The sequence below is a fragment of the Desulfopila inferna genome, from assembly GCF_016919005.1.
GTDB classification, from domain to species: domain Bacteria; phylum Desulfobacterota; class Desulfobulbia; order Desulfobulbales; family Desulfocapsaceae; genus Desulfopila_A; species Desulfopila_A inferna.
Window position 1 is genome coordinate 74,646 of record NZ_JAFFQE010000008.1, and the last position, 18,666, is coordinate 93,311.

The 18,666-nt window shown below is 48.4% G+C and carries 21 protein-coding genes; 7 read left to right on the forward strand and 14 right to left on the reverse strand.

Annotated features, from left to right (window positions below; translation table 11 throughout):
• The first annotated feature begins 3 nt into the window (after positions 1-3).
• The gene (locus JWG88_RS17790; protein ID WP_205235144.1) at positions 4-825 is read left to right on the forward strand and encodes a glucose 1-dehydrogenase; all 822 of its coding nucleotides are present in this window, start codon (positions 4-6) and stop codon (positions 823-825) included.
• Positions 826-990: 165 nt separating this feature from the next.
• Here JWG88_RS17790 and JWG88_RS17795 read toward each other — a convergent pair whose 3' ends face one another.
• Positions 991-1,197 (reverse strand): DUF3553 domain-containing protein, encoded by a 207-nt coding sequence (locus JWG88_RS17795; RefSeq protein ID WP_205235145.1) that lies wholly within the window; start codon positions 1,195-1,197, stop codon positions 991-993.
• A gap of 358 nt (positions 1,198-1,555) precedes the next feature.
• Here JWG88_RS17795 and JWG88_RS17800 point away from each other — a divergent pair, with 358 nt between their 5' ends.
• Both JWG88_RS17800 and JWG88_RS17805 read left to right on the forward strand, forming a co-directional pair.
• Entirely contained in the window at positions 1,556-1,984 is a 429-nt protein-coding gene (locus JWG88_RS17800) for a DUF2914 domain-containing protein (protein ID WP_240194570.1), read from the forward strand.
• Between the two features lie 4 nt (positions 1,985-1,988).
• Positions 1,989-3,437, forward strand: a complete 1,449-nt coding sequence (locus tag JWG88_RS17805) for a diadenylate cyclase (RefSeq protein ID WP_205235146.1) — start codon at positions 1,989-1,991, stop codon at positions 3,435-3,437.
• A gap of 7 nt (positions 3,438-3,444) precedes the next feature.
• On the opposite strand, the gene JWG88_RS17810 is transcribed toward JWG88_RS17805, so the two are convergent.
• The 3 genes from JWG88_RS17810 to JWG88_RS17820 form a co-directional block, all read right to left on the reverse strand.
• The gene (locus JWG88_RS17810) at positions 3,445-4,194 is read right to left on the reverse strand and encodes a YceI family protein (RefSeq protein ID WP_205235147.1); all 750 of its coding nucleotides are present in this window, start codon (positions 4,192-4,194) and stop codon (positions 3,445-3,447) included.
• Between the two features lie 154 nt (positions 4,195-4,348).
• Positions 4,349-5,875, reverse strand: coding sequence for a dihydrolipoyl dehydrogenase family protein (locus tag JWG88_RS17815; RefSeq protein WP_205235148.1), 1,527 nt, complete (start codon positions 5,873-5,875; stop codon positions 4,349-4,351).
• A gap of 451 nt (positions 5,876-6,326) precedes the next feature.
• The gene (locus JWG88_RS17820) at positions 6,327-6,914 is read right to left on the reverse strand and encodes a hypothetical protein (RefSeq protein WP_205235149.1); all 588 of its coding nucleotides are present in this window, start codon (positions 6,912-6,914) and stop codon (positions 6,327-6,329) included.
• A gap of 166 nt (positions 6,915-7,080) precedes the next feature.
• Here JWG88_RS17820 and JWG88_RS17825 point away from each other — a divergent pair, with 166 nt between their 5' ends.
• Positions 7,081-7,512, forward strand: coding sequence for an Hsp20/alpha crystallin family protein (locus tag JWG88_RS17825; protein ID WP_205235150.1), 432 nt, complete (start codon positions 7,081-7,083; stop codon positions 7,510-7,512).
• Between the two features lie 110 nt (positions 7,513-7,622).
• Here the strand turns inward: JWG88_RS17825 and JWG88_RS17830 are convergent, their stop codons facing one another.
• Both JWG88_RS17830 and JWG88_RS17835 read right to left on the reverse strand, forming a co-directional pair.
• Positions 7,623-8,402, reverse strand: coding sequence for an enoyl-CoA hydratase/isomerase family protein (locus JWG88_RS17830; protein ID WP_205235151.1), 780 nt, complete (start codon positions 8,400-8,402; stop codon positions 7,623-7,625).
• On the reverse strand, positions 8,399-8,569 hold the full coding sequence (locus tag JWG88_RS17835) for a hypothetical protein (protein WP_205235152.1): 171 nt from the start codon (positions 8,567-8,569) through the stop codon (positions 8,399-8,401). Before JWG88_RS17835 ends, JWG88_RS17830 begins: the two co-directional genes overlap by 4 nt.
• Before the next feature lie 346 nt (positions 8,570-8,915).
• Here JWG88_RS17835 and JWG88_RS17840 point away from each other — a divergent pair, with 346 nt between their 5' ends.
• Positions 8,916-9,692, forward strand: coding sequence for an OmpA family protein (locus JWG88_RS17840; protein ID WP_205235153.1), 777 nt, complete (start codon positions 8,916-8,918; stop codon positions 9,690-9,692).
• Between the two features lie 14 nt (positions 9,693-9,706).
• Here JWG88_RS17840 and JWG88_RS17845 read toward each other — a convergent pair whose 3' ends face one another.
• The 3 genes from JWG88_RS17845 to JWG88_RS17855 form a co-directional block, all read right to left on the reverse strand.
• A complete protein-coding gene (locus JWG88_RS17845) occupies positions 9,707-10,660 on the reverse strand; it encodes a formate/nitrite transporter family protein (RefSeq protein WP_205235154.1) in 954 nt (317 codons plus the stop codon).
• A gap of 228 nt (positions 10,661-10,888) precedes the next feature.
• Positions 10,889-11,362, reverse strand: a complete 474-nt coding sequence (locus JWG88_RS17850) for an aminoacyl-tRNA deacylase (protein ID WP_205235155.1) — start codon at positions 11,360-11,362, stop codon at positions 10,889-10,891.
• A 116-nt stretch (positions 11,363-11,478) separates the two neighbouring features.
• Positions 11,479-12,150, reverse strand: a complete 672-nt coding sequence (locus JWG88_RS17855; protein WP_205235156.1) for a VIT1/CCC1 transporter family protein — start codon at positions 12,148-12,150, stop codon at positions 11,479-11,481.
• A 300-nt stretch (positions 12,151-12,450) separates the two neighbouring features.
• Between JWG88_RS17855 and JWG88_RS17860 the strand changes: the two genes are divergently transcribed.
• A complete protein-coding gene (locus tag JWG88_RS17860; RefSeq protein WP_205235157.1) occupies positions 12,451-12,924 on the forward strand; it encodes an alpha/beta hydrolase in 474 nt (157 codons plus the stop codon).
• Positions 12,925-12,980: 56 nt separating this feature from the next.
• Here JWG88_RS17860 and JWG88_RS17865 read toward each other — a convergent pair whose 3' ends face one another.
• The 4 genes from JWG88_RS17865 to gloB all read right to left on the reverse strand — a co-directional run bounded on the left by JWG88_RS17865 (position 12,981) and on the right by gloB (position 16,787).
• The gene (locus JWG88_RS17865; protein ID WP_205235158.1) at positions 12,981-13,778 is read right to left on the reverse strand and encodes an ABC transporter ATP-binding protein; all 798 of its coding nucleotides are present in this window, start codon (positions 13,776-13,778) and stop codon (positions 12,981-12,983) included.
• The gene (locus JWG88_RS17870; RefSeq protein ID WP_205235159.1) at positions 13,775-14,662 is read right to left on the reverse strand and encodes an ABC transporter permease; all 888 of its coding nucleotides are present in this window, start codon (positions 14,660-14,662) and stop codon (positions 13,775-13,777) included. Before JWG88_RS17870 ends, JWG88_RS17865 begins: the two co-directional genes overlap by 4 nt.
• A 151-nt stretch (positions 14,663-14,813) precedes the next feature.
• A complete protein-coding gene (locus tag JWG88_RS17875; protein WP_205235160.1) occupies positions 14,814-15,776 on the reverse strand; it encodes an ABC transporter substrate-binding protein in 963 nt (320 codons plus the stop codon).
• A 249-nt stretch (positions 15,777-16,025) separates the two neighbouring features.
• The gene (gene gloB, locus JWG88_RS17880; protein WP_205235161.1) at positions 16,026-16,787 is read right to left on the reverse strand and encodes a hydroxyacylglutathione hydrolase; all 762 of its coding nucleotides are present in this window, start codon (positions 16,785-16,787) and stop codon (positions 16,026-16,028) included.
• Between the two features lie 239 nt (positions 16,788-17,026).
• On the opposite strand from gloB, the gene nudC reads away from it, so the two are divergent.
• Positions 17,027-17,800 (forward strand): NAD(+) diphosphatase, encoded by a 774-nt coding sequence (gene nudC, locus JWG88_RS17885; RefSeq protein WP_205235162.1) that lies wholly within the window; start codon positions 17,027-17,029, stop codon positions 17,798-17,800.
• A 116-nt stretch (positions 17,801-17,916) separates the two neighbouring features.
• On the opposite strand, the gene JWG88_RS17890 is transcribed toward nudC, so the two are convergent.
• Positions 17,917-18,354 (reverse strand): periplasmic heavy metal sensor, encoded by a 438-nt coding sequence (locus tag JWG88_RS17890; protein ID WP_205235163.1) that lies wholly within the window; start codon positions 18,352-18,354, stop codon positions 17,917-17,919.
• Positions 18,355-18,666 lie beyond the last annotated feature (312 nt).

An 18,666-nucleotide genomic window follows, 5' to 3' on the forward strand; every position in this document is an offset into this window, starting at 1 on the left:
ATTTTGAGCATAGGAAAAACTTTGCAGGATCAAATAGTGCTGGTCACGGGTGCAAGTTCCGGAATCGGAAAAGGGGTTGCCGTTGCCATGGCCCAAGCCGGAGCAAAAGTTATTATCAACTATTTATCTGATCAGAAGGGGGCAGATCAGGCAGTGCAGAGTATTAAAGAGAACCTGGGCAGTGCCATAGCCATTCAGGCGGATGTAAGCAGCGAAGACCAAGTCAGGGAAATGATGCAGGCCGCCTGTAAGGAATTTGGAACTATAGATATTTTAGTGAACAATGCCGGTATTCAGCAGGATTCCGGTTTCCTGGATATGTCTCTGGCCGGTTGGCAAAAGGTCATTGATGTCAACCTCACGGGAAGTTTTTTATGTGCCCGGGAAGCCGCCAGGGAATTCTGCCGCAGAGGAGTGGTTCGGGATCGTTCCAGGGCCGCCGCAAAAATGCTCTTCATCAGTTCAGTTCACGACACTATTCCGTGGGCCGGCCATGCAAATTATGCCGCGTCGAAGGGTGGTTTGCTGATGCTAATGAAAAGCCTGGCGCAGGAACTGGCACCTCACAAGGTTCGGGTGAACTCCATCTCGCCCGGCGCGGTGAAAACCAATATCAACAGAGATACCTGGGAAAGCCCTGAGGCGGAAGAGAAAATCCTCAACCTTATTCCCTACAACCGCGTCGCAGAGCCAGACGATATCGCTCCGGTGGCGGTCTGGCTGGCATCGGATGAGGCGGATTATATCACGGGAGCCACCATCTATGTGGATGGAGGAATGTTGCTCTATCCCGGTTTTGGCACCGGAGGAGAAGTCTGCCGCTGAATATATCCGGACAGAGGAGCAGGATCTTACCCAAATCAACGTTAATCCAGCAGGGCTGGATAAGTCTGGATAAATCCCTTTGCAACGAGGCCGTTTCTGGCCCCTCAGGAATTTTTTCAGGACAGCTAAGCAGCGAGAAAACGATTTTATTATTGATTGAAATCGCTAGCTTTTTTTAGGTGCTGTTTTCGTTTTTTCTTTCTCGCTTGCTCTGACAAGAAATTTTGCGCCCTTAGCAATTGATACTTGTCTTTTCCCTTCAAACATCACACTGATTGTTCCACAGCTGTTTACCTCAAGAATTTTCCCTACACCCCATTCTGCCATTTTGTTATGTCTAACTTTTTCTCCAGCACACAGCATCGCTATCATTTTTGCCTCCTAAGAATTTTTACTTCAACATTTAAACTATAAGTATTAATGTGACTAAATCTCCAACTATTTGTCACATAACCCAAAAAAGATGAATATTCATACAGATGGAGAATTATTTTTTATTCACTGTACCTTGGATAAATCCTGTCCTTATGAGTAATGTCGAAATGGGGGCAGAAATGCGCATGATCAAAAAACGTAGGAATATTCAAAGATTACCAAAATAGAAAATCTCCATTCTTTAAATCTACCCGGAAAGATACTTCTTTTTTCAACAATAATGATTACCGCTTTTAGACTGACGTTCTTATGCCTGATGGCTTAAGAGAATAGCTCTACTGAAGGTTAAATATTCATGAAAAATTTATTTGTGAAATTGTTTCTCATCATTAATACCACCTTGATGTTCGCTTTTTCGAATGTAGCCTGGACGCAGGAGGTAATTGTTCCACCAGAAGTTGCGCCTGAGCTGATCAAGGCAGTTATGTGTGAATCCATTCAGGGAATCACGCCCGTAAACGAAGCCATTGTTTTTTCCGTCGAGCTGGGCCGGGTTCTTTGTTTTACGGAGTTTGACCCGGTGCTTCAACAAACGGTTATTTACCATAGATGGTATTACCGTGGCGTTCTGATATCACAAAAAAAGCTCACCATTAAGCCTCCCAGATGGGCATCGTTCTCAAGCATGCAGCTCAGAGACACGGATATAGGACCATGGCAGGTCGAAATAACCGATGCCGATGGAAATATCCTTCACACCCTGCGATTCAGCATAACGGAATAATTCAATGGAACCATTGATTCTCGGCCTGCGCTGGCAGGACATCCTCGATATTCTCATAAACAGCTACATTCTGTTCAGGCTCTATGTACTCTTCAGAGGCACCAATGTAATCAGAATGGTACTGGCTATTTGTATGCTCTGGCTGCTGAAGCGGCTGGCGATAAGTATCGGACTGATCGTCACCAGCTGGGTTATCCAGGGTATTATCGCTGTAGCTGCGTTGATTATCATAATTGTATTTCGTAATGAGATTGCCGGAGTTTTCCAGGTTCGCAGCTTAAGGTTGTTTTTCTGGGGAGTCCCTCAGCGCCGGATTCAGACGCCTGTCAATGTTATAACGGAAAGCGTCGAAGAACTTGCCCGCCGCAAACTGGGTGCATTGATTGTACTTCCAATGAAAAAGAGCCTTGAAGAATTTATTCACGGAGGCGTCCTCTGGCAGGGAACACTCTCTCAGGAAATGCTGCTGAGTATTTTCTGGCACGGCTCACCGGTACATGACGGCGCCATTGTGATCCAAGGGAACCAGGTCATGAAAGTGGGGACCATTCTCCCGCTTTCAAAGAATAAAGAGCTGCCATCCCACTTCGGCACGCGGCATCGTGCCGCGGCCGGGCTTACCGAGCAGACAGATGCCCTGGTAATTGTGGTGTCAGAGGAGCGAGGCGAGATCACGGTATTTAAGGATCAGTCGATTATCAATATAGAAAGAGTTCAGGAGTTGAGTGAAGTGCTGCAGGAATACGCCGGCACAGTGCCTGACAAATCGGGCGCCCGCCACCAGACAATCGAACTCGCCGTTGCTGCTTTAGGCTGCCTGGTCTTTATTTCCGGGATCTGGTTTAGTTTTGCCCGGGGGCTCGAAACTCTGGCAACCGTGGAGGTGCCGGTGGAATTTGTCAATCGTGACCAGGAGATGAAAATATTTTCAGCATCGGCGAGTAGCGTCAAACTTCAGATTAGTGGATCGGGATCCCTGATACGCTCCGTCACTCCGGATCAGTTAAACGTCAGACTCGATCTGGCAAACGCCGTCCCCGGCCAAAACGAGGTTCCCATTTCCCGTGAAGGGATCATCCTGCCTCCCGGAATCAGCCTGAAGCAGGTGGAACCGGAGACACTGGTGGTCAATCTTGACGTCCCCGAGCAGAAGAAACTGCATATTCAGCCGAACTGGACCGGAAAGCTATCAGAATATCTTATCATGAAGGAGGCTTCCATAGTTCCGGAGACGGTGGAGGTGATAGGCGGCAGACTGTCTCTTGAAAATATTAAAACCATTTATACTGAAGCGATTCCCTTGAATGAAATCAGTTCTGATGGAAAAATCAAAGTCGGTATCATGCTTCTCCCCTCATCTCTGGAACTGGCCGATCAGTCTCAAAAGAAGGATATTGAAGTAACTTTTAATGTAGTCCCCAGACTACCTCCTCCTGATGCTGAGAATGAATAAGCAATCTTTAACGAGCCCTGAAGGCAAGGTCAAATTCGATCATAATGGGATCTTTTATGTAGAGTGCGCCGCCTAATGCAGAAAAAGGCTCAATGCCGAAATTCGTCTGCTCTATGACAAATGTACCTTCTACCGTCAAACGATCCTCTTGCACTTGTGCCGTAACCGGAATTAAGGTTTGCCGTTCAAGCCCATGCAGGGTTATCACTGTATCAAGCACCAATCTGGGGAGCTCACCGATGATCCTTTTGGTGCGGAAGCCAATGGTGGGGAAACGCTCAGCGTCCAGCACCTTCTCTCCCAGCATATTTTCCCGAGTACCCTGGGCGCCCTCCGGCGTCATTCCCGTTCCTGCAAAGGATCCACCGATTTCTTTCCGCAGGGGCATCGGGTCCACCTCGATGTCCTTTGCCTGGAAGACGATGTCCAGACGTGCCTCTTCATCCAACATGTTCTTTGGCAGGAAGAACGCGCTCTCCATCTTCTTCACCCTCATTACATGATTATGCCCCTTCTCCGCCAGCAAACCGCCCCGCCACAGAAATAAGCGCGCCTCCGATGCCTCACTGTCCATCTCAAAAACCCACCCCTCCTCTGCTGAGATGCCGGAGTAAAAACTGCTTGGGAACTTGGGCTGCACTGCTCCGTTATCCGGTATATCCGTAACAGGACCGCCGCCTGGCGACCAACAGCCGATCAAAGCTATAGCGCTGACTGAAACCAATAGAAACGAAAAACTTTTCATGATTTTTTGCATGGTAATTCCTCCAGTAGGATCACTGAACTTTTATACTAAATTTTCGTAAAAAGTTGCCAGGATGTCAGAGGGCCAGAGAAAGACCTGCGGTGCTTGAAATCAGGCTATCTCGAATTCGGAGTTTAGGCCCGTATGGGTGCTGATCTCGACGCCGTCAGGGTTGTCCATTTCCATCACCCCGCTCTTCTACGGTCACACCTGTCTCCGGGTGCCAGCGCCACAAGCGGAGAAGGTCGGGAAAGGCGTGTGGCTTGAAAATGGATTTGCCGAGCAGCATGCGTAAACATTCCTCGATACCCTCGGTAATCGTGGGGTGAGGATAAACGCTCTTCAGTACATCCAGGACTCCCTTGCCATGATCCATGAAATGGGCTATCGACATGATGGTACTGGAAACCTGCGGTCCAGCCGCCCTCATACCCAGAATGCGCTGCTGTTCATCATCGGTGACCAGAATCTTGACAAATCCATGCGTTGCGCGCATGGCAATGGCACGGTTGCACAAAACATTGGACAGGTAGGCTGCCCGGTAGGGAATCTTCCTGCTCCGGCAGCCCTTTTCATTGAGTCCGATCGCGGCAACCGCCGGATAGAAGAACATCACGGTGGACATATTGTCATAATTAAGGGGCCAGCGGTTTTTACCGAACATATGTTTAACCGCGTAGCGCCCTTCCATTTCGGCGATATTGACCAGCGCTGGATGGTGAGTGAGGTCGCCAGCGGCATAGATATTGTCGGAAACACAGCAGTTGGCGTCAGTTTTGAGGATACCGGGACTGCCGGTATCCAGCCCCAGCACTTCAAGGCCCAGACCCGATCTCTCAAAGGTACGGCCGATGGATATAAAAACGGCATCGGATTCGATAACCTCGGAGTGACCATCCTGAAAATCAAGGACAACCTGCTGATATTCGGTCCTGGGGATAATTTCCCTGAGCTGGGCCGAATGAATCACCTGCACGCCGCTACGCACCAGATTATCACTGACAAAGGTTGAGATATCCTCATCCTCGTAAGGAATAACACGATTAGCACGATCCACCAGATATACTTTCGTCTGCCCGAAACTGGAAAAGATAGTGGCATATTCACAGCCAATGACGCCGGCACCGATGATGACCATTCGCTCGGGAAAGCGCTGGAGATTCAGGATTCCATCCGAATTCAACACCCTGCACTGATCCATCAGCACATGCGGAAAATTTCTGGGGCGTGATCCGGTGGCAATAAGAAAATATCTGGCCTTGATCACCTCTTTTTTCCCATCATCGGAGCGGATTTCCACCGCCGTCTTGGAGAGAAAGCGCCCCCATCCATGTTTCAGAGTCAATGCCCCCGGCCCCTTCCATCTCCGAGGAGAATAGGTCTCAATCTGGGAGAGCATCTGGTATTGCTTTTCCTTGGCGGCCTGAAGAACCGTTCGGCGTACGGCGCAGTAGTCCACAGTGAGACCCGAGGCCTGATACCCTCTGTCCTGTTTGGCGGCGACGGCATAATCCTTGGCCAACTCCCACATGGTTTTGGATGCCAGCGCTCCCCACATGATGCCGGCCCCCCCTATCTCGGCGCCTTCGACAATACAGACATGTTTGCCAAAATCGAGAGCCCGCATAGCTCCGGCAAAACCGGCAGGACCGCAGCCCAGCACACACAGATCGTAGACATCATTGCCGCTCATGGTATATCCTTTGGTCATCGGGTTTCAGGAGCCGTGATGTTAACTCCCTCTTCTTTCTCAAAGATAAGCGAATTTTTCAGAGTTGTGAAGGGCAAGCGGGATATAACCCAGCTGAGCTGGACTTTACAGTACCCCTTGAGGGGTATAAATGATTTGGCTTAAGGCCTGTGCACGGATTTAAAATACATTCCTCGTTTGCTTGTTTCTTGTGGTGGTTTTTCAGGAGTAAGGCACAAGCCCGGCTGAGCTGGATAAGTGCCTTGGCGATAAGGTCAAGTTCGCGGATTTAAATTACATTCCTCGTTTGCTTGTTTCTTGTGGTGGTTTTTCAGGAGTAAGGCACTAGCCCGGCTGAGCTGGATAAGTGCCTTGGCGATAAGGTCAAGTTCGCGGATTTAAATTACATTCCTCGTTTGCTTGTTTCTTGTGGTGGTTTTTCAGGAGTAAGGCACTAAAAATCTTCGATCTTGCGACCGCGATCGACAAAGGTCTCCACATCATCGCAGCAGTTTCTTACAGTTTTCGCCATCTGATATATTCGGCGATAAACCGGATCGTCCTTATCGAGTGACTCATTTGCCATTTCAAAGATTTCTTCTCCTTCGCCAACCATTTTATACAGCTTCTGCAAAATGATCTTTCGCTGCTTATGTTTTTTCTTTTCCTCTGTAATAAGCGGGAGAATACGTTCGATGGAAAGCTCCACCAGAGCGTCCCGGGGAGTCTGGTATCTGCTCGAAATTTTTTCGAGGTTCTGCAAAGTCCGCCTGGATATCACATAGGTTTTCGCAATCCTCTGCTCCGGTATTTCATATTGAGTTGATTCTTCGGCAATCATCTTCATGACCGAGTCATCATCGATCAGATGATCAAAAAGTGACTTCTGCTTAATTCCAAGTTGGTTTGCAAGGACGCTCATTGCATCGATACTACGTTCCGTCAGTTTAAACGTGGTTCGTACAGATTGCCTGCCGAGCAGCTCCTGAGTCGATTTCGAAGTAATTTCCAGGCGTATAAAAGATGTTTTCCTTGATGCCATCAAACCCTCCAGCTCCATGAATTACTTTTAGTATATTTAACAAAAAGTAATTTTACTTTATTGACATGAGATGATTCCTTATTACTATTTCAGCTACGGATGTAAACAATAATAGTTACAAACAGTAAAAATAGCAAAAAACACAACATACGCAAAGGAGAACGATATGCAACTGACACGATGGAACCCAACACGGCAACTTGGTTCAAGAACTCTTTTTCCAGCCCTGATGGACGACTTTTTCACCTCGATGCCCAGCCGCAGTGCCGCTGTGCGCGATTTTATACCTTCTGTGGACATTTACGAGAAGGACGAGAAGGTATTTTTTGAAGCCGAACTCCCCGGTTTCAAAAAGGAGGATCTCAAAGTAGATGTGCAGGGAAAAATTATCACTCTCAGCGGCGAACGCAAAGAAGAGACCATTGAAGGAGAGAACAGGTTCAGAAAGGAAAGGCGCTACGGCAAATTTCAGCGGTCTTTCCATCTAGGATTTGAGGCTGATAGCGATATGGTCGAGGCCAAGTATGAAAACGGCATTCTCACCGTGATAGTGGCCAGACCCGAAGAGGAAAAGGTCAAGCAGATTCAGATTCATTGATCAACTCCAGCTCTGGGAACGGCAAATAGCAGAGCTGATACAATGCAGTCAAAGCACATTTTACTCAGTAGCAAGGGGAGCGTCATAGTGGCGCTCCCCTTTTTTCATAATCAGCATCCCTTCCATTCGGGCTTCCGCTTTTCAAAAAAGGCGGCCACACCTTCCTTGGCGTCATGTGTAGTGCAAAGTCTGGCAAAAGCCTCATTCATCAATTCGAACTGCTTATTGTACTCGAGATCTTCCGAGGCATAGAAGGCCTTTTTGGCTATCTGAATGGCCACCGGACTTTTCTTTGCCAGCACTCGGGCCCATTCTGCGGCTTCCTTTTCGAGATCTTCCTTGGGAACCACCCTGTTGACAAGCCCCATGGCCATGGCCTCCGGTGCTTTGATCAGATCGCCAAACAAGAGCAATTCCAGGGCCTTTTTCCTGCCGACGATGCGTGCGACGGGGATAACGGGACCAACACAGTTCAGACCAACATTAATGGCGGTTAATCCCATCTTGGCATTTTCAGCGGCAATCACCAGATCGGCCGCGGCTATTAATCCCATGCCGTTTGCAGCTGCAACTCCCTGCAATTGGGCGATTACCGGCTTCTTCATTCTTGAGATCGCCAACAGGGGCTGTTCCATATGTTCAATCCAATCCCGGTATTGAAGAGCAGTTTTATCGGCAAGCTCATTAACGTCTATCCCGGCACAAAAAGCCTTCCCCGCACCTTTTAACAAGACAACACGGACGGAGGGGTCCTGATCCATCTCAAGAAGCGCGCGGTGTAATTCCGTGGCCAGCGCGGTGGTAAATGTATTGAGCTGCTGCGGACGGTTAAGAGTTATAGAACCAACAAAATCATCACCAACGTCGACAATAAGATTCTCATATATCATTTCTTGTCCTCCACTCCATGTTTGTTGTTCAAAACCTTCCATGCCATTATTCCTGAGGGCAGAAAGGAAGCTGTCCCTAACCCAGCCGAGTTGGAGAAGCTCAAATATTCTCCATAGCCTATCCTGAATATGTTGTTTTCTCCAGCCTTTTTCAAAGCATTTGACATTTTCCCCATTCCTCAAGTTCGAGACAACGAGAAATTGTTGTTCCTGATCTCTATGAATCCAAGAACTCTCAGAAGGAGTCCGGCAATTGTATGACTAATCGATTTTTAAGAAGAGTGCGCCCTTCGCCACAGCATCACGGAAAGAAGAAATGGTATTGACATTCCAACGATAAATTTGTAGTGAAATTATAGAGAATCGGTCTTCGAGGGGAAGTCGGATACAGACAAAGGCTATTTTAGAAAGATTGTTTTCTTGCTGAAAAACCAGAAAGCAATCCATAAGGTGCTAAAAATACCACAGCATACTCTGTATAGTAGTGATCATAACAAAACAAATGAGGTTGTCATGAACAAATTGCGTCTCACTCCTACCTTTCATCGATTCGGGAAAGCTGCCATTCTTATCTCTTTTCTTCTGGGCGGGTGCGCCGGTTCTCCTTCGGAGGTACGCTATGACGATACCACCAGAGATTATTCCATTGGTAAAGACGACAGCGCCAATGTGTATAATACACATGCGGCGAAAAGCAGCAGGAATTATGCACTCAGCCAGGATGATGAAGTAACCGCCCATTACACCCTGGACAAGGATGATAAGGCCAAAGTCTATACGAATTCCGAGGATGGAGTCAGATACACGGTCGGTCAAAATGATGGTGTAACTGCACATTACATTCTCAGGCAGGGACCTCCCCCGGGCTTTCAGGAAGCAGATAACACGGCATATGCCGATCGAGAGGGGGCGGAAGGAGGAATACCCGGTTCTGCAGAAGAAGCAGCCGGTAAAAGCTTTGTTATCGAGGCTTCAGATATCCTCTTTGAATTCGACAAAGCCGTCATCAAAAAAGTTTACTATCCCATACTGGATAAATGGGTGGTTTTTTTCCAGGAAAATCCTCAGGTAACAGCTGAAGTTCATGGGCATACCGACAGTACAGGTCCAGAGGCATATAACCAGAAGCTTTCCGAAAGAAGAGCCGGTTCCGTGATGAATTATCTCATCGACCACGGGATTGAGCGGAACAGACTGACCGCTAAGGGGTTTGGCGAGCGCCTGCCTGTAGCACCTAACACTACTCCTGAAGGGCGACAGAAAAACCGGCGTGTGGAAATGAAATTTTAACCCTGGGCAGGTGTTTACTCTTCGTCATGAGTCTTTTGGGTTTCGCGGATATGTCCGTAGTTGAGCAGGGCGACAAAAATGCTGCCTCCGACCAGATTACCCAAAATAGTCACGCCGACAAAGCCAAAGACCTGTAAAAGGCTGAATACATCGCTGATCAGATAAGCGGTGAACATTTCAACTGACCCGGCGATAGAATGATGCAGACCGCCCAGCCCGATAATAAAGGTGACGATATAGATTGAAGCCATCTGGCTCAAAGTCGGTGTGGTTGCCAGGACAAGCCAGGTACCGAGTGCCATGAGCCAGCCTGCCAGAATAGCACTGAAAAATAAGGGAACAATGCCGAAGTTGACCAGATGTTCACCAATCTCGATGTACCCTGGTTTGGCATTGATGACCTCCTCGGCGGAAATGAGGAATATGGAACTGACCAACGCTCCGAGAAGATTACCGACGATCACGACCAGCCATAACCGCAGCAGTTTTTTAAGGCTACCGCGGCGATCCAGAAATGGGTAGACGGCCGTTGCCGTATGTTCGGTAAAGAGCTGGGTGCCGCTCATTATGCAGATTACGAAGCCGAGTGGATAGACGAATGCCGTTGCCAGACGTGTGGTAATAACCGGATCCAAAAGCAGCATCTGAGTTTCGACAACAGCGACCGACATCGCTGTAAAGCCAAGTATTAAGCCACCGGCCATGGAAGAGAGGAACAAGGACATAAAAGCCCGGTTCTGCTGGGCCAATCCTTCACGAATTGCCTTTTCCAGAATATCATCAGGATGCCGTAGTGCTTCATCGGTGCGTTTGACGATTACCGGGGTAAATTCCTCGTCTTCCTTCTGCCTTTCAGCTTCACGTTGAGTATGTATAGTTGTTTTATCATCTTTTGGGACATCCTTGTGGTCACGACCTTTCTTGTCTTTCGGCCGTGCTCCTTTTTCAGGCAATCTTTGTTTTGTCACTGTTGTCGCTCCAGATAAAGATGAACTCGACGGCTTTTCTATACGGCCCGCAAAAACATATGATATTCAGTTTTTCCGTCCATGCTACTTTTCCAGTGGGAGTTCTGGGCAAAAGACATTAAGGTAAGTTACTGTTATAATAAAATATTATACCTGAGGAGATGGTGTCAAAAAAATTTAGTAGATAGCGCCACAAGCTATACCGGAAAATTTCCATAGAACCGCTGTTTATTTGCGAACCCGGGTCACCTTATGGGGTACAGCCTTTCGGAGTTCTTCAATGGATATTTTCACAAGATGCCTGTCGTCACCGCCACCGGTCAGAATCCAATCCATTTGAAGAAGTTCAGGATCCAGAAGAATGATGGCATCGCCTGCACTCAAAGGCGAGTTTCCACCAGCCTGCTGGCCGATGCGTTTTTCGATCAGCTCGGCATCAGCTATCAGGGGACGCTCTTTAAGCTGTAAATACTTTCTTACCCTTTCGGTGCTGACACGTTTTGAGGCGGGAACCATGGCGATAACTATAGTATCATCCGCCGCTGTCAGCATCACGATTGACTTGGTGATTCTTTCAACAGGATAACCACTGACTGCTACAGCTTCTTCAACTGAATGAACGCTCTTGTCAAAGGAAAGCAGCTCGGCTTTGACGTTGTTGTGATGCAGCCAGTCTTGAAGTCTCCGCGAATAAACCGTCATTTAGATTTCAGGCAAAATGTTTTTTATTATAATGGCATTCCATAATTGAGCTCTAACGACATATTTTTATACAATTTTACCTTATCTTTCCAGAATTTATTCTATTTGAAAATAGATCAACCGTAAAAACTTTTGATGAAAACTCCTATAAAATATGCTACAGCGGCCGCTCCCCTACCTATAAGCATCATCTCCATTCCTGCCGTGATAAAATTGCTTCCGGTTACGCGAGTACGCAGTCCTCCAACTAAAAACAGGGAGAAAATGGCCAGAGTTATTGATAAAGGAAACAATATTGTAGGCCTGCTTACCGGCAGCACATATGGAACCAGAGGTATTGCTCCAATGAGGATGAAAGCGATAAAAGTGAAAAATGCGCTGATCTGGGGACGTTCTTCAACTTTATCTTTTTTAGGATGTAAATTGCTTTCAACTACGGCCTGCTCCGAGCGGCCGGCAAGATAATTGGAAGCAGCCATGGATAAACCATCGGCAAGTAAAGAAGCAAAACCTACAGCGAGCACAGCAAAGGTTCCTAGTTTCGCACCTTCAATGCTAGCAATTACTGCAAATGTGGTCACTATTCCGTCGGTCGCTCCATAAACCATATCTTTTATATAAAGCTGAGCTGTTTTGTTTTTGATTTTAGGTTTTTTTATGGGCTTCTCTCTGTCGCCATTTTCTTCTGTCTTTGCAATAAGCTGATTTTGACTGTTATATAAGCGGGTAGAATCAAACTGCCGCCATTCCGACTGAGCAGAAAATACCGAAACGTTCTGGATCCGCATTCGCAGAAAGACGACAGGACAGGCTGGAACTACTGACCATTGGCAACACGATATTCATCACTGAAACTCTATTCCATGGATGAAGTCTACTCGACCGGAAAATCTTACTGCCACTGAACCTGATCCATGGTATAGAATTTGTTGGAGGGAAACTTTATTGAGAATCAGAGAGGTATTTACGCTAGTACAGGCGATATCATTGAATGCATTTATCTCTACTTATTGGGATCCGACAAATGTAGTGCTAAAAAAACACTAAAGGACAAATCAAAAGAAAGATGATTAGAAAGGAACAGAATAATGACGCAAATTTTTCTCCATGGCCTGGATTCCTCGAGCAAAGGCACCAAGGGACGATTTTTTAAACAGAATTACCCCGATTGTATAATACCTGATTTTGCCGGCAGCCTGGAGCAGCGCCTGGAGAAGCTTGAGGTAATCTGCCGAAATGAAGACTCACTTCTGCTGATCGGCTCCAGCTTCGGCGGCCTCATGGCCGCCTGTTTTGCCGCAAATCACCGGAAGCGCGTCAAACGGTTGATTCTCCTGGCACCCGCTCTGAATTTTCCGGGATATCCTGTCCCTGAAGAGCGGGTTACTGCCCCGACCTACCTGCTCATCGGCAGCCTTGATCAGGTAACTCCGGCCAATATCGTGGTGCCCCTTGCCGAAAAGAGTTTCGCCAACCTGGAGGTAGATGTCGTTGACGAGGACCACCTGCTCCATACCGCCTTCGCCAACCTCGACTGGAACGTTTTGACCAAAATGAACTGAAAGCATCCAAGCCATCAAAGATTCTTAAATACTGATAGCCACCTGCTTTACTTTTACTATCTGGCCAACAGCATGGAATCGGAAAGTAGTTCCTCGTCAGAGGAGGCATAAAACTTCTGCAGCAGGTCATCGACGCTCAGGTTCTTTTTCTCCTCGCCGGCAATGTCGGAGATGACCCTGCCCTGGTGCAACATGATGAGGCGATTGCCGAACTGAATGGCATGCTTCATGTTATGGGTTATCATCAGAGTCGTCAGTTGCTTCTCTGCAACGATATTTTCGGTAAGCTTAAGGATCTGCTGCGCGGTCTTGGGGTCCAGCGCAGCGATATGCTCATCGAGGAGCAGGACTTCCGGCTTTATCATGGTAGCCATCAGCATAGTCAGGGCCTGTCGCTGTCCGCCGGAAAGCAGACCCACCCTGTCCTGCAGTCTGTTTTCCAGCCCGAGTCCCAGCATCCGCAATTTCTTGCGGAAACCATCCCGGTCTTTGACCTTGACGCCTTTGGAGAAACCGCGCCACTGCCCCCTTTTTTTAGCAAGTGCCAGATTCTGCTCGATGGTTGCCGAAGGGCAGGTGCCCAGAAGCGGGTCCTGGAAGACCCGGGAAATGAATTTTGCCCGTTTATATTCCGGCCAGCCGGTTACTTCACGGTTGCCCACCTTGATGGTCCCGGAATCGAGCAGAAAGCTGCCGGCAACGGCATTGAGCAGCGTCGATTTTCCAGCACCATTGGAACCGATCACCGTGATAAAGTCTCCCTCTTCTATACGCAAGGTGATGGAATTAAGTGCAAAAACCTCATTAACGCTGCCCTTGTGGAAATATTTTGAACAATTTTCCATTGAGATCATCGTGCAACCACCCTTTTCTTGATACCGGGGGCGATTAAAGCGATAATCACCAAAAGAGCGGTAATAAGATTCAAGTCACTTGGATTAAAGGAGAAACCGCCAATTTCCAAACCCAGGGCCAGAGCGATTGCCAAACGATAGACAATCGAGCCCAGCAATGCGGCAACAAAGGCCACGGCAATGGTGGAATGCCCGAAAATGGTCTCGCCGATAATGACGGAGGCAAGCCCGGCGATAATCGTCCCGATACCCATGCCAACATCGGCCGCTCCCTGATTCTGGGCAACGAGGGCGCCGCTCAGCGCCACAAGGCCATTAGAGAGCCCGACTCCGAGAATAATAATGGTATGGGTGTTGACGCCCAGGCTGGTGATCATTTTGGGATTGTCGCCGGTGGCCAGAATGGCCATACCCAGTTCCGTCTTGAGAAACCAGACGATAAACCCGGTAACACAGAGGGCGAAAATTCCGAAAATCAGCATTCCTGCATACTGGCCCGGCACTCCATAGGCGATGACGAGGTCAAAGACGGTATCGGAGCCCAGCAGGGCAATATTAGGGCCGCTCATGATCCGGATATTGATGGAGTAAAGAGCGATCATGGTCAGGATCGAGGCAAGCAGATGCAGGATCTTGAATTTGGTATTGAGTACCGCCGTCACCATGCCGGCAACAAAACCGCCCAACAAAGCAAAGAGCAGGGAAAGATAGGGATTGACGCCGTGGGTTATGGCAACCGCCGAGATCGAGGCGCCCAGCGGCAGACTGCCGTCGACGGTGAGATCGGGAAAATCGAGAATTCTGAAGGTAAGGTATACGCCGATGACCATGATGCCGTAGACCAGTCCCTGCTCGACCGCTCCCAAGGCGGCATAAAGTGTCATATCAAGATTCCGTTTACTTATAAACGTTTTTAGTAATCATTCAGCACAGAGCTAAATAAACCAGCAGTTTACCCATAAATGTAACTGTTCAGCAGCGCTCCAGGTGTGCTCAGGTAAGCGCAGATGGGGGGCTGCTGAATAGTTACCGTATTTACTTATAAACTTTAGCCGCCTTATCGAGCAGAGCCTGCGGCGGTTCTAGCCCCATCAACCTTGAATAGCGTGCGTTGATCTGCAGCTGCAGCTCCTCCTGAAATTCCACCGGCAACTCGCCCGGAGAAGCTCCTTTCAATATCTTTTCGATCATCGCTCCGGTCTGATAACCGTGACTGTAGTAGTCAAAACCCATGGCGGCCACAGCTCCCCTCTCCACGGAATCGATGTCGGCCGCGAAAATGGGGAGTTTATACTGAACGCCGATCTTGAGCACGGATTCGAGCGCGGAGATAATGGTGTTGTCGGTGGGAATAAAGACCGCATCGGTGCGGCCTATCAGGCTCTTGGCGGCTTGATAGACATCAGCGGTTTTGGCGGCGGTAGCCTCAATCACCTGGAAACCCATGTCACCACTCAACGCTTTGATGGTTTCGACAGTTGCCTTGGAATTGGCTTCACCGGCGTTGTACATTACTCCAAGTTTTTTGATATCCGGCTTATACTGCAGAACCATTTCCAGATGCTTACGCACCGGCAGGAGATCGGAGACACCGGTTATATTCCCGCCTGGATTCTGCAGATCCTTCACCAGTCCGGCTGACACCGGATCTGTTACTGCGGTGAAGACAAAAGGCCGCTGCAAGTCTGTCGGGGCTTTTTTCAACGCCTGGGCGCAGGCCTGTGCCGACGGAGTGGCAATGGCAACCAGCAGGTCTGATTTTTCGCCAATCATCTGCTGGGCAATCTGGTTTGCTGTCGGCATATTGGCCTGGGCATTATGTACTTTGAACTCAACATCCATTGAGTTGTCTTTCATATAGTCCTGCATTCCTGCCAGGACGGCATCGAGAGCCGGGTGCTCGACAAATTGATTCACCGAAATGGTATATCCCTGAGCATACACCTGGCTGGCCACACATAGGGAAAACAACAGAAACAATGCGGTAATCCTCTTCACAGTATCCTCCTGAATTAAGTTCGCCTGGTGGGTCGCGAACGTCTGCAGTTGCGGTAATCCTTTTCCGGACCTGGTTCTACCATCTATCCCATCCGGCGAAATTCTTCAAGCCGTTTTCGGTTCTTCTGTTATGTGTATACTTCCAGTTCCGATGAATTGGTCAAAAGCCCGATCGACGTCGCTGTAGAGCTGAAACGGCAATTCACCGTACCACATGTACCGGCGAATTGCCGACAAACAATATGGCTTTCAAAAATCATTGCGCATCCGACGCAGAAGTGCAAACACCTCAACGGGGGATTGCAGATCGGCTTCGCCCTGCTGTATCAGAATTGTTTTGATGTCATCCGAATCTGTACGAAGAAATGGATTGGTTTTTTTCTCAAGCGCCAGTGTGGTCGGGGTGGTGATACCGGCCGTAGCATTCACCCCCTCAAGACGTCGGCCAACTCCCCTGTTCTGCGGTTCGACCCTTATGGCAAATTCCAGATTCTTTCGGGTATACTCATGACCGAAGTAGATCAGGGTTTCATCCGGAAGGGCAGCCAGTTTCCCCAATGAATTGAACATTTGTCGGGCATCGCCCTCGAAAAGCCTGCCGCAACCTGCCCCGAAAAGGGTATCGCCGACGAAAAGATGGTCATCAAAATGATAACAGACACTTCCCCTGGTATGCCCGGGAGTATGAATTACCTTACCCTCTACTTCTCCAATCTGTATCCTATCGCCATCTTCAACAAAGAAAGTCGCTACCCGAATACGGGATTTCTCGGAGAGATGACAGATGACCTCCACATCTGGATATTGCTGCCGCAAATCCATAATACCGCCGATATGGTCCTGGTGATGATGCGTGCATAAGATCGCCGAGAGTTGGACTTTTTCCCTTTCTATTTCCTGCTGGAGAGGATAGGCCTCGGTCGGATCGACCACGGCCGCCTTTCCCGACTTCCGGCAGATTAACAGGTAGGAATAGTTATCGAAGGAGCACGGAACCGGAACTATTTTCATCGCTTTCTCTCCTTGTTCTTGGGCTTGATAATTGCCGCTACACCTGTTTTTGCCTTTATTTTTTCCATTTAGTGCTTTACACCTGAAAAACTGCCATTACAAACAACATATATTAAAATCCTTGACCGCCTCTATAACCAAGGCACCTATACCCCTCAAGGGTGTAATGTAAAGAGTCCAGCTCAGCTGGCTTTGAAACTACTATGCTACTACCTGCAGTTTAATTGGAGAACGGCATTATGCAGAAAACATACTACATTTTCCAAAAGAATAAAGTGGTATATAAACCTGCTGAAGGCAGACCGCGTCCTTTCAGCCGGCAGGAAAAGGATACGCTCTATCAGAAGGATAAGGTTATCTCTCGCAGGCTTCCCGGGAAAGAGGAGATACACGCAGTCGCCCTGCCGGACGACATGGTACTGCCCGGTGATCATGAACTGATACCGTTGCGCAGGCTGCTGGGCTGGGTCGATGATCATCTGTTCGCCCGGTGGGGTACAGCATCACAGCTGCTCCATTGGTGCCACACCAACAGATACTGCGGCAGCTGCGGCACCGCGACCATCGCTCATCCCAGCGAACAGTCATGGCTGTGCCCCGCTTGCTCGGCGCATCATTATCCCGCCATATCACCCTGTATCATCGTCTTGATCCATCGGAACGAAGAGATCCTGCTGGCCCGCTCACCCCGTTTCTCAGGCAATATGTACAGCACGCTGGCCGGCTTCATCGAACCGGGTGAATCTGCGGAACAGACCGTCCATCGGGAAATTTATGAGGAGGTTCGGGTCAAAGTAAAAAATATCGAATACTTCAAGAGTCAACCGTGGCCCTTTCCCAGCCAGCTTATGCTCGGCTTTTTTGCTGAATATGCCTCTGGTGAGATCAAGGTTGACGGAGTTGAGATCTGCGATGCCCAGTGGTACCGGTTTGACAGTCTGCCCGAGATTCCGGGACCGGGTACCATTGCCGGCCAGCTGATAAGGTTTCATATCCACTCAAAGCGAATCTGAACATAAAAAAAGGATCTGCCGATATTTTTCGACAGACCCCTCAGATTTTCACTCAACCCGGCAATGAGCGGGAAAAGATGGGACTCCATGCAGAGGTAATATCATGAAATTTCGGGTTAGTTCCTGCCCTGCTGATTATAGCAGGGGCCCATTCCGCGGCCCATGCCACGGCCCATGCCGCCATTACCCGGACCACCCATCCCCATTTGTCCCATACCCATCATAGGAATGCCTGCATCTCCGGCTTTATTCTGCATTTCCGTTCGTAAATCAAAGAGCTGACCTTCTACTTTGGCAACTGCCTGAGGATCGGGGGCCTGATTATTCAGCAAAGCCCTTTTCTCCGCCCTTTTCATAGCTATCTCTTTACGAAGATTGGCAGTTTCTGCCCTAAAGGCATCCACCTTTGCCTTGGTTGCGTCATCGAGCTGCTGGTAATTCATGCCGTAGCCAGGACAACCGCCTCCCCATCCTCTGGCTGAAGCCTGCTGAAATCCGACAAGTCCGAGCCCTGCAATAATTGCGATAGCGATGATTATCTTTCTGGTATTCATTTCTAACCTCCTGTAGTGTTGATAAACTATTTTTCTTTCCACCATTATTAATCTGTTAATACCCAGTTGAGCTGGACTCTTTACAGTACCCCCCGGGTATGAGATCCTTGGTCAGATTGTTTTCTTACAAAAAGCGGGGGCAACCTGTAAGATATCGACCATTTCTTCTGTTCTTCATATGGAAAGGAAAGCAATCCTTGTGCCGTTATGCGCCAACTCACTTATATGATTTATTTCAACAACTTATAACTTAATCAAAAAGAGACCAAAGCAACCCAGCTCATTGAGTAGGGTAATAATTACCCACATCGG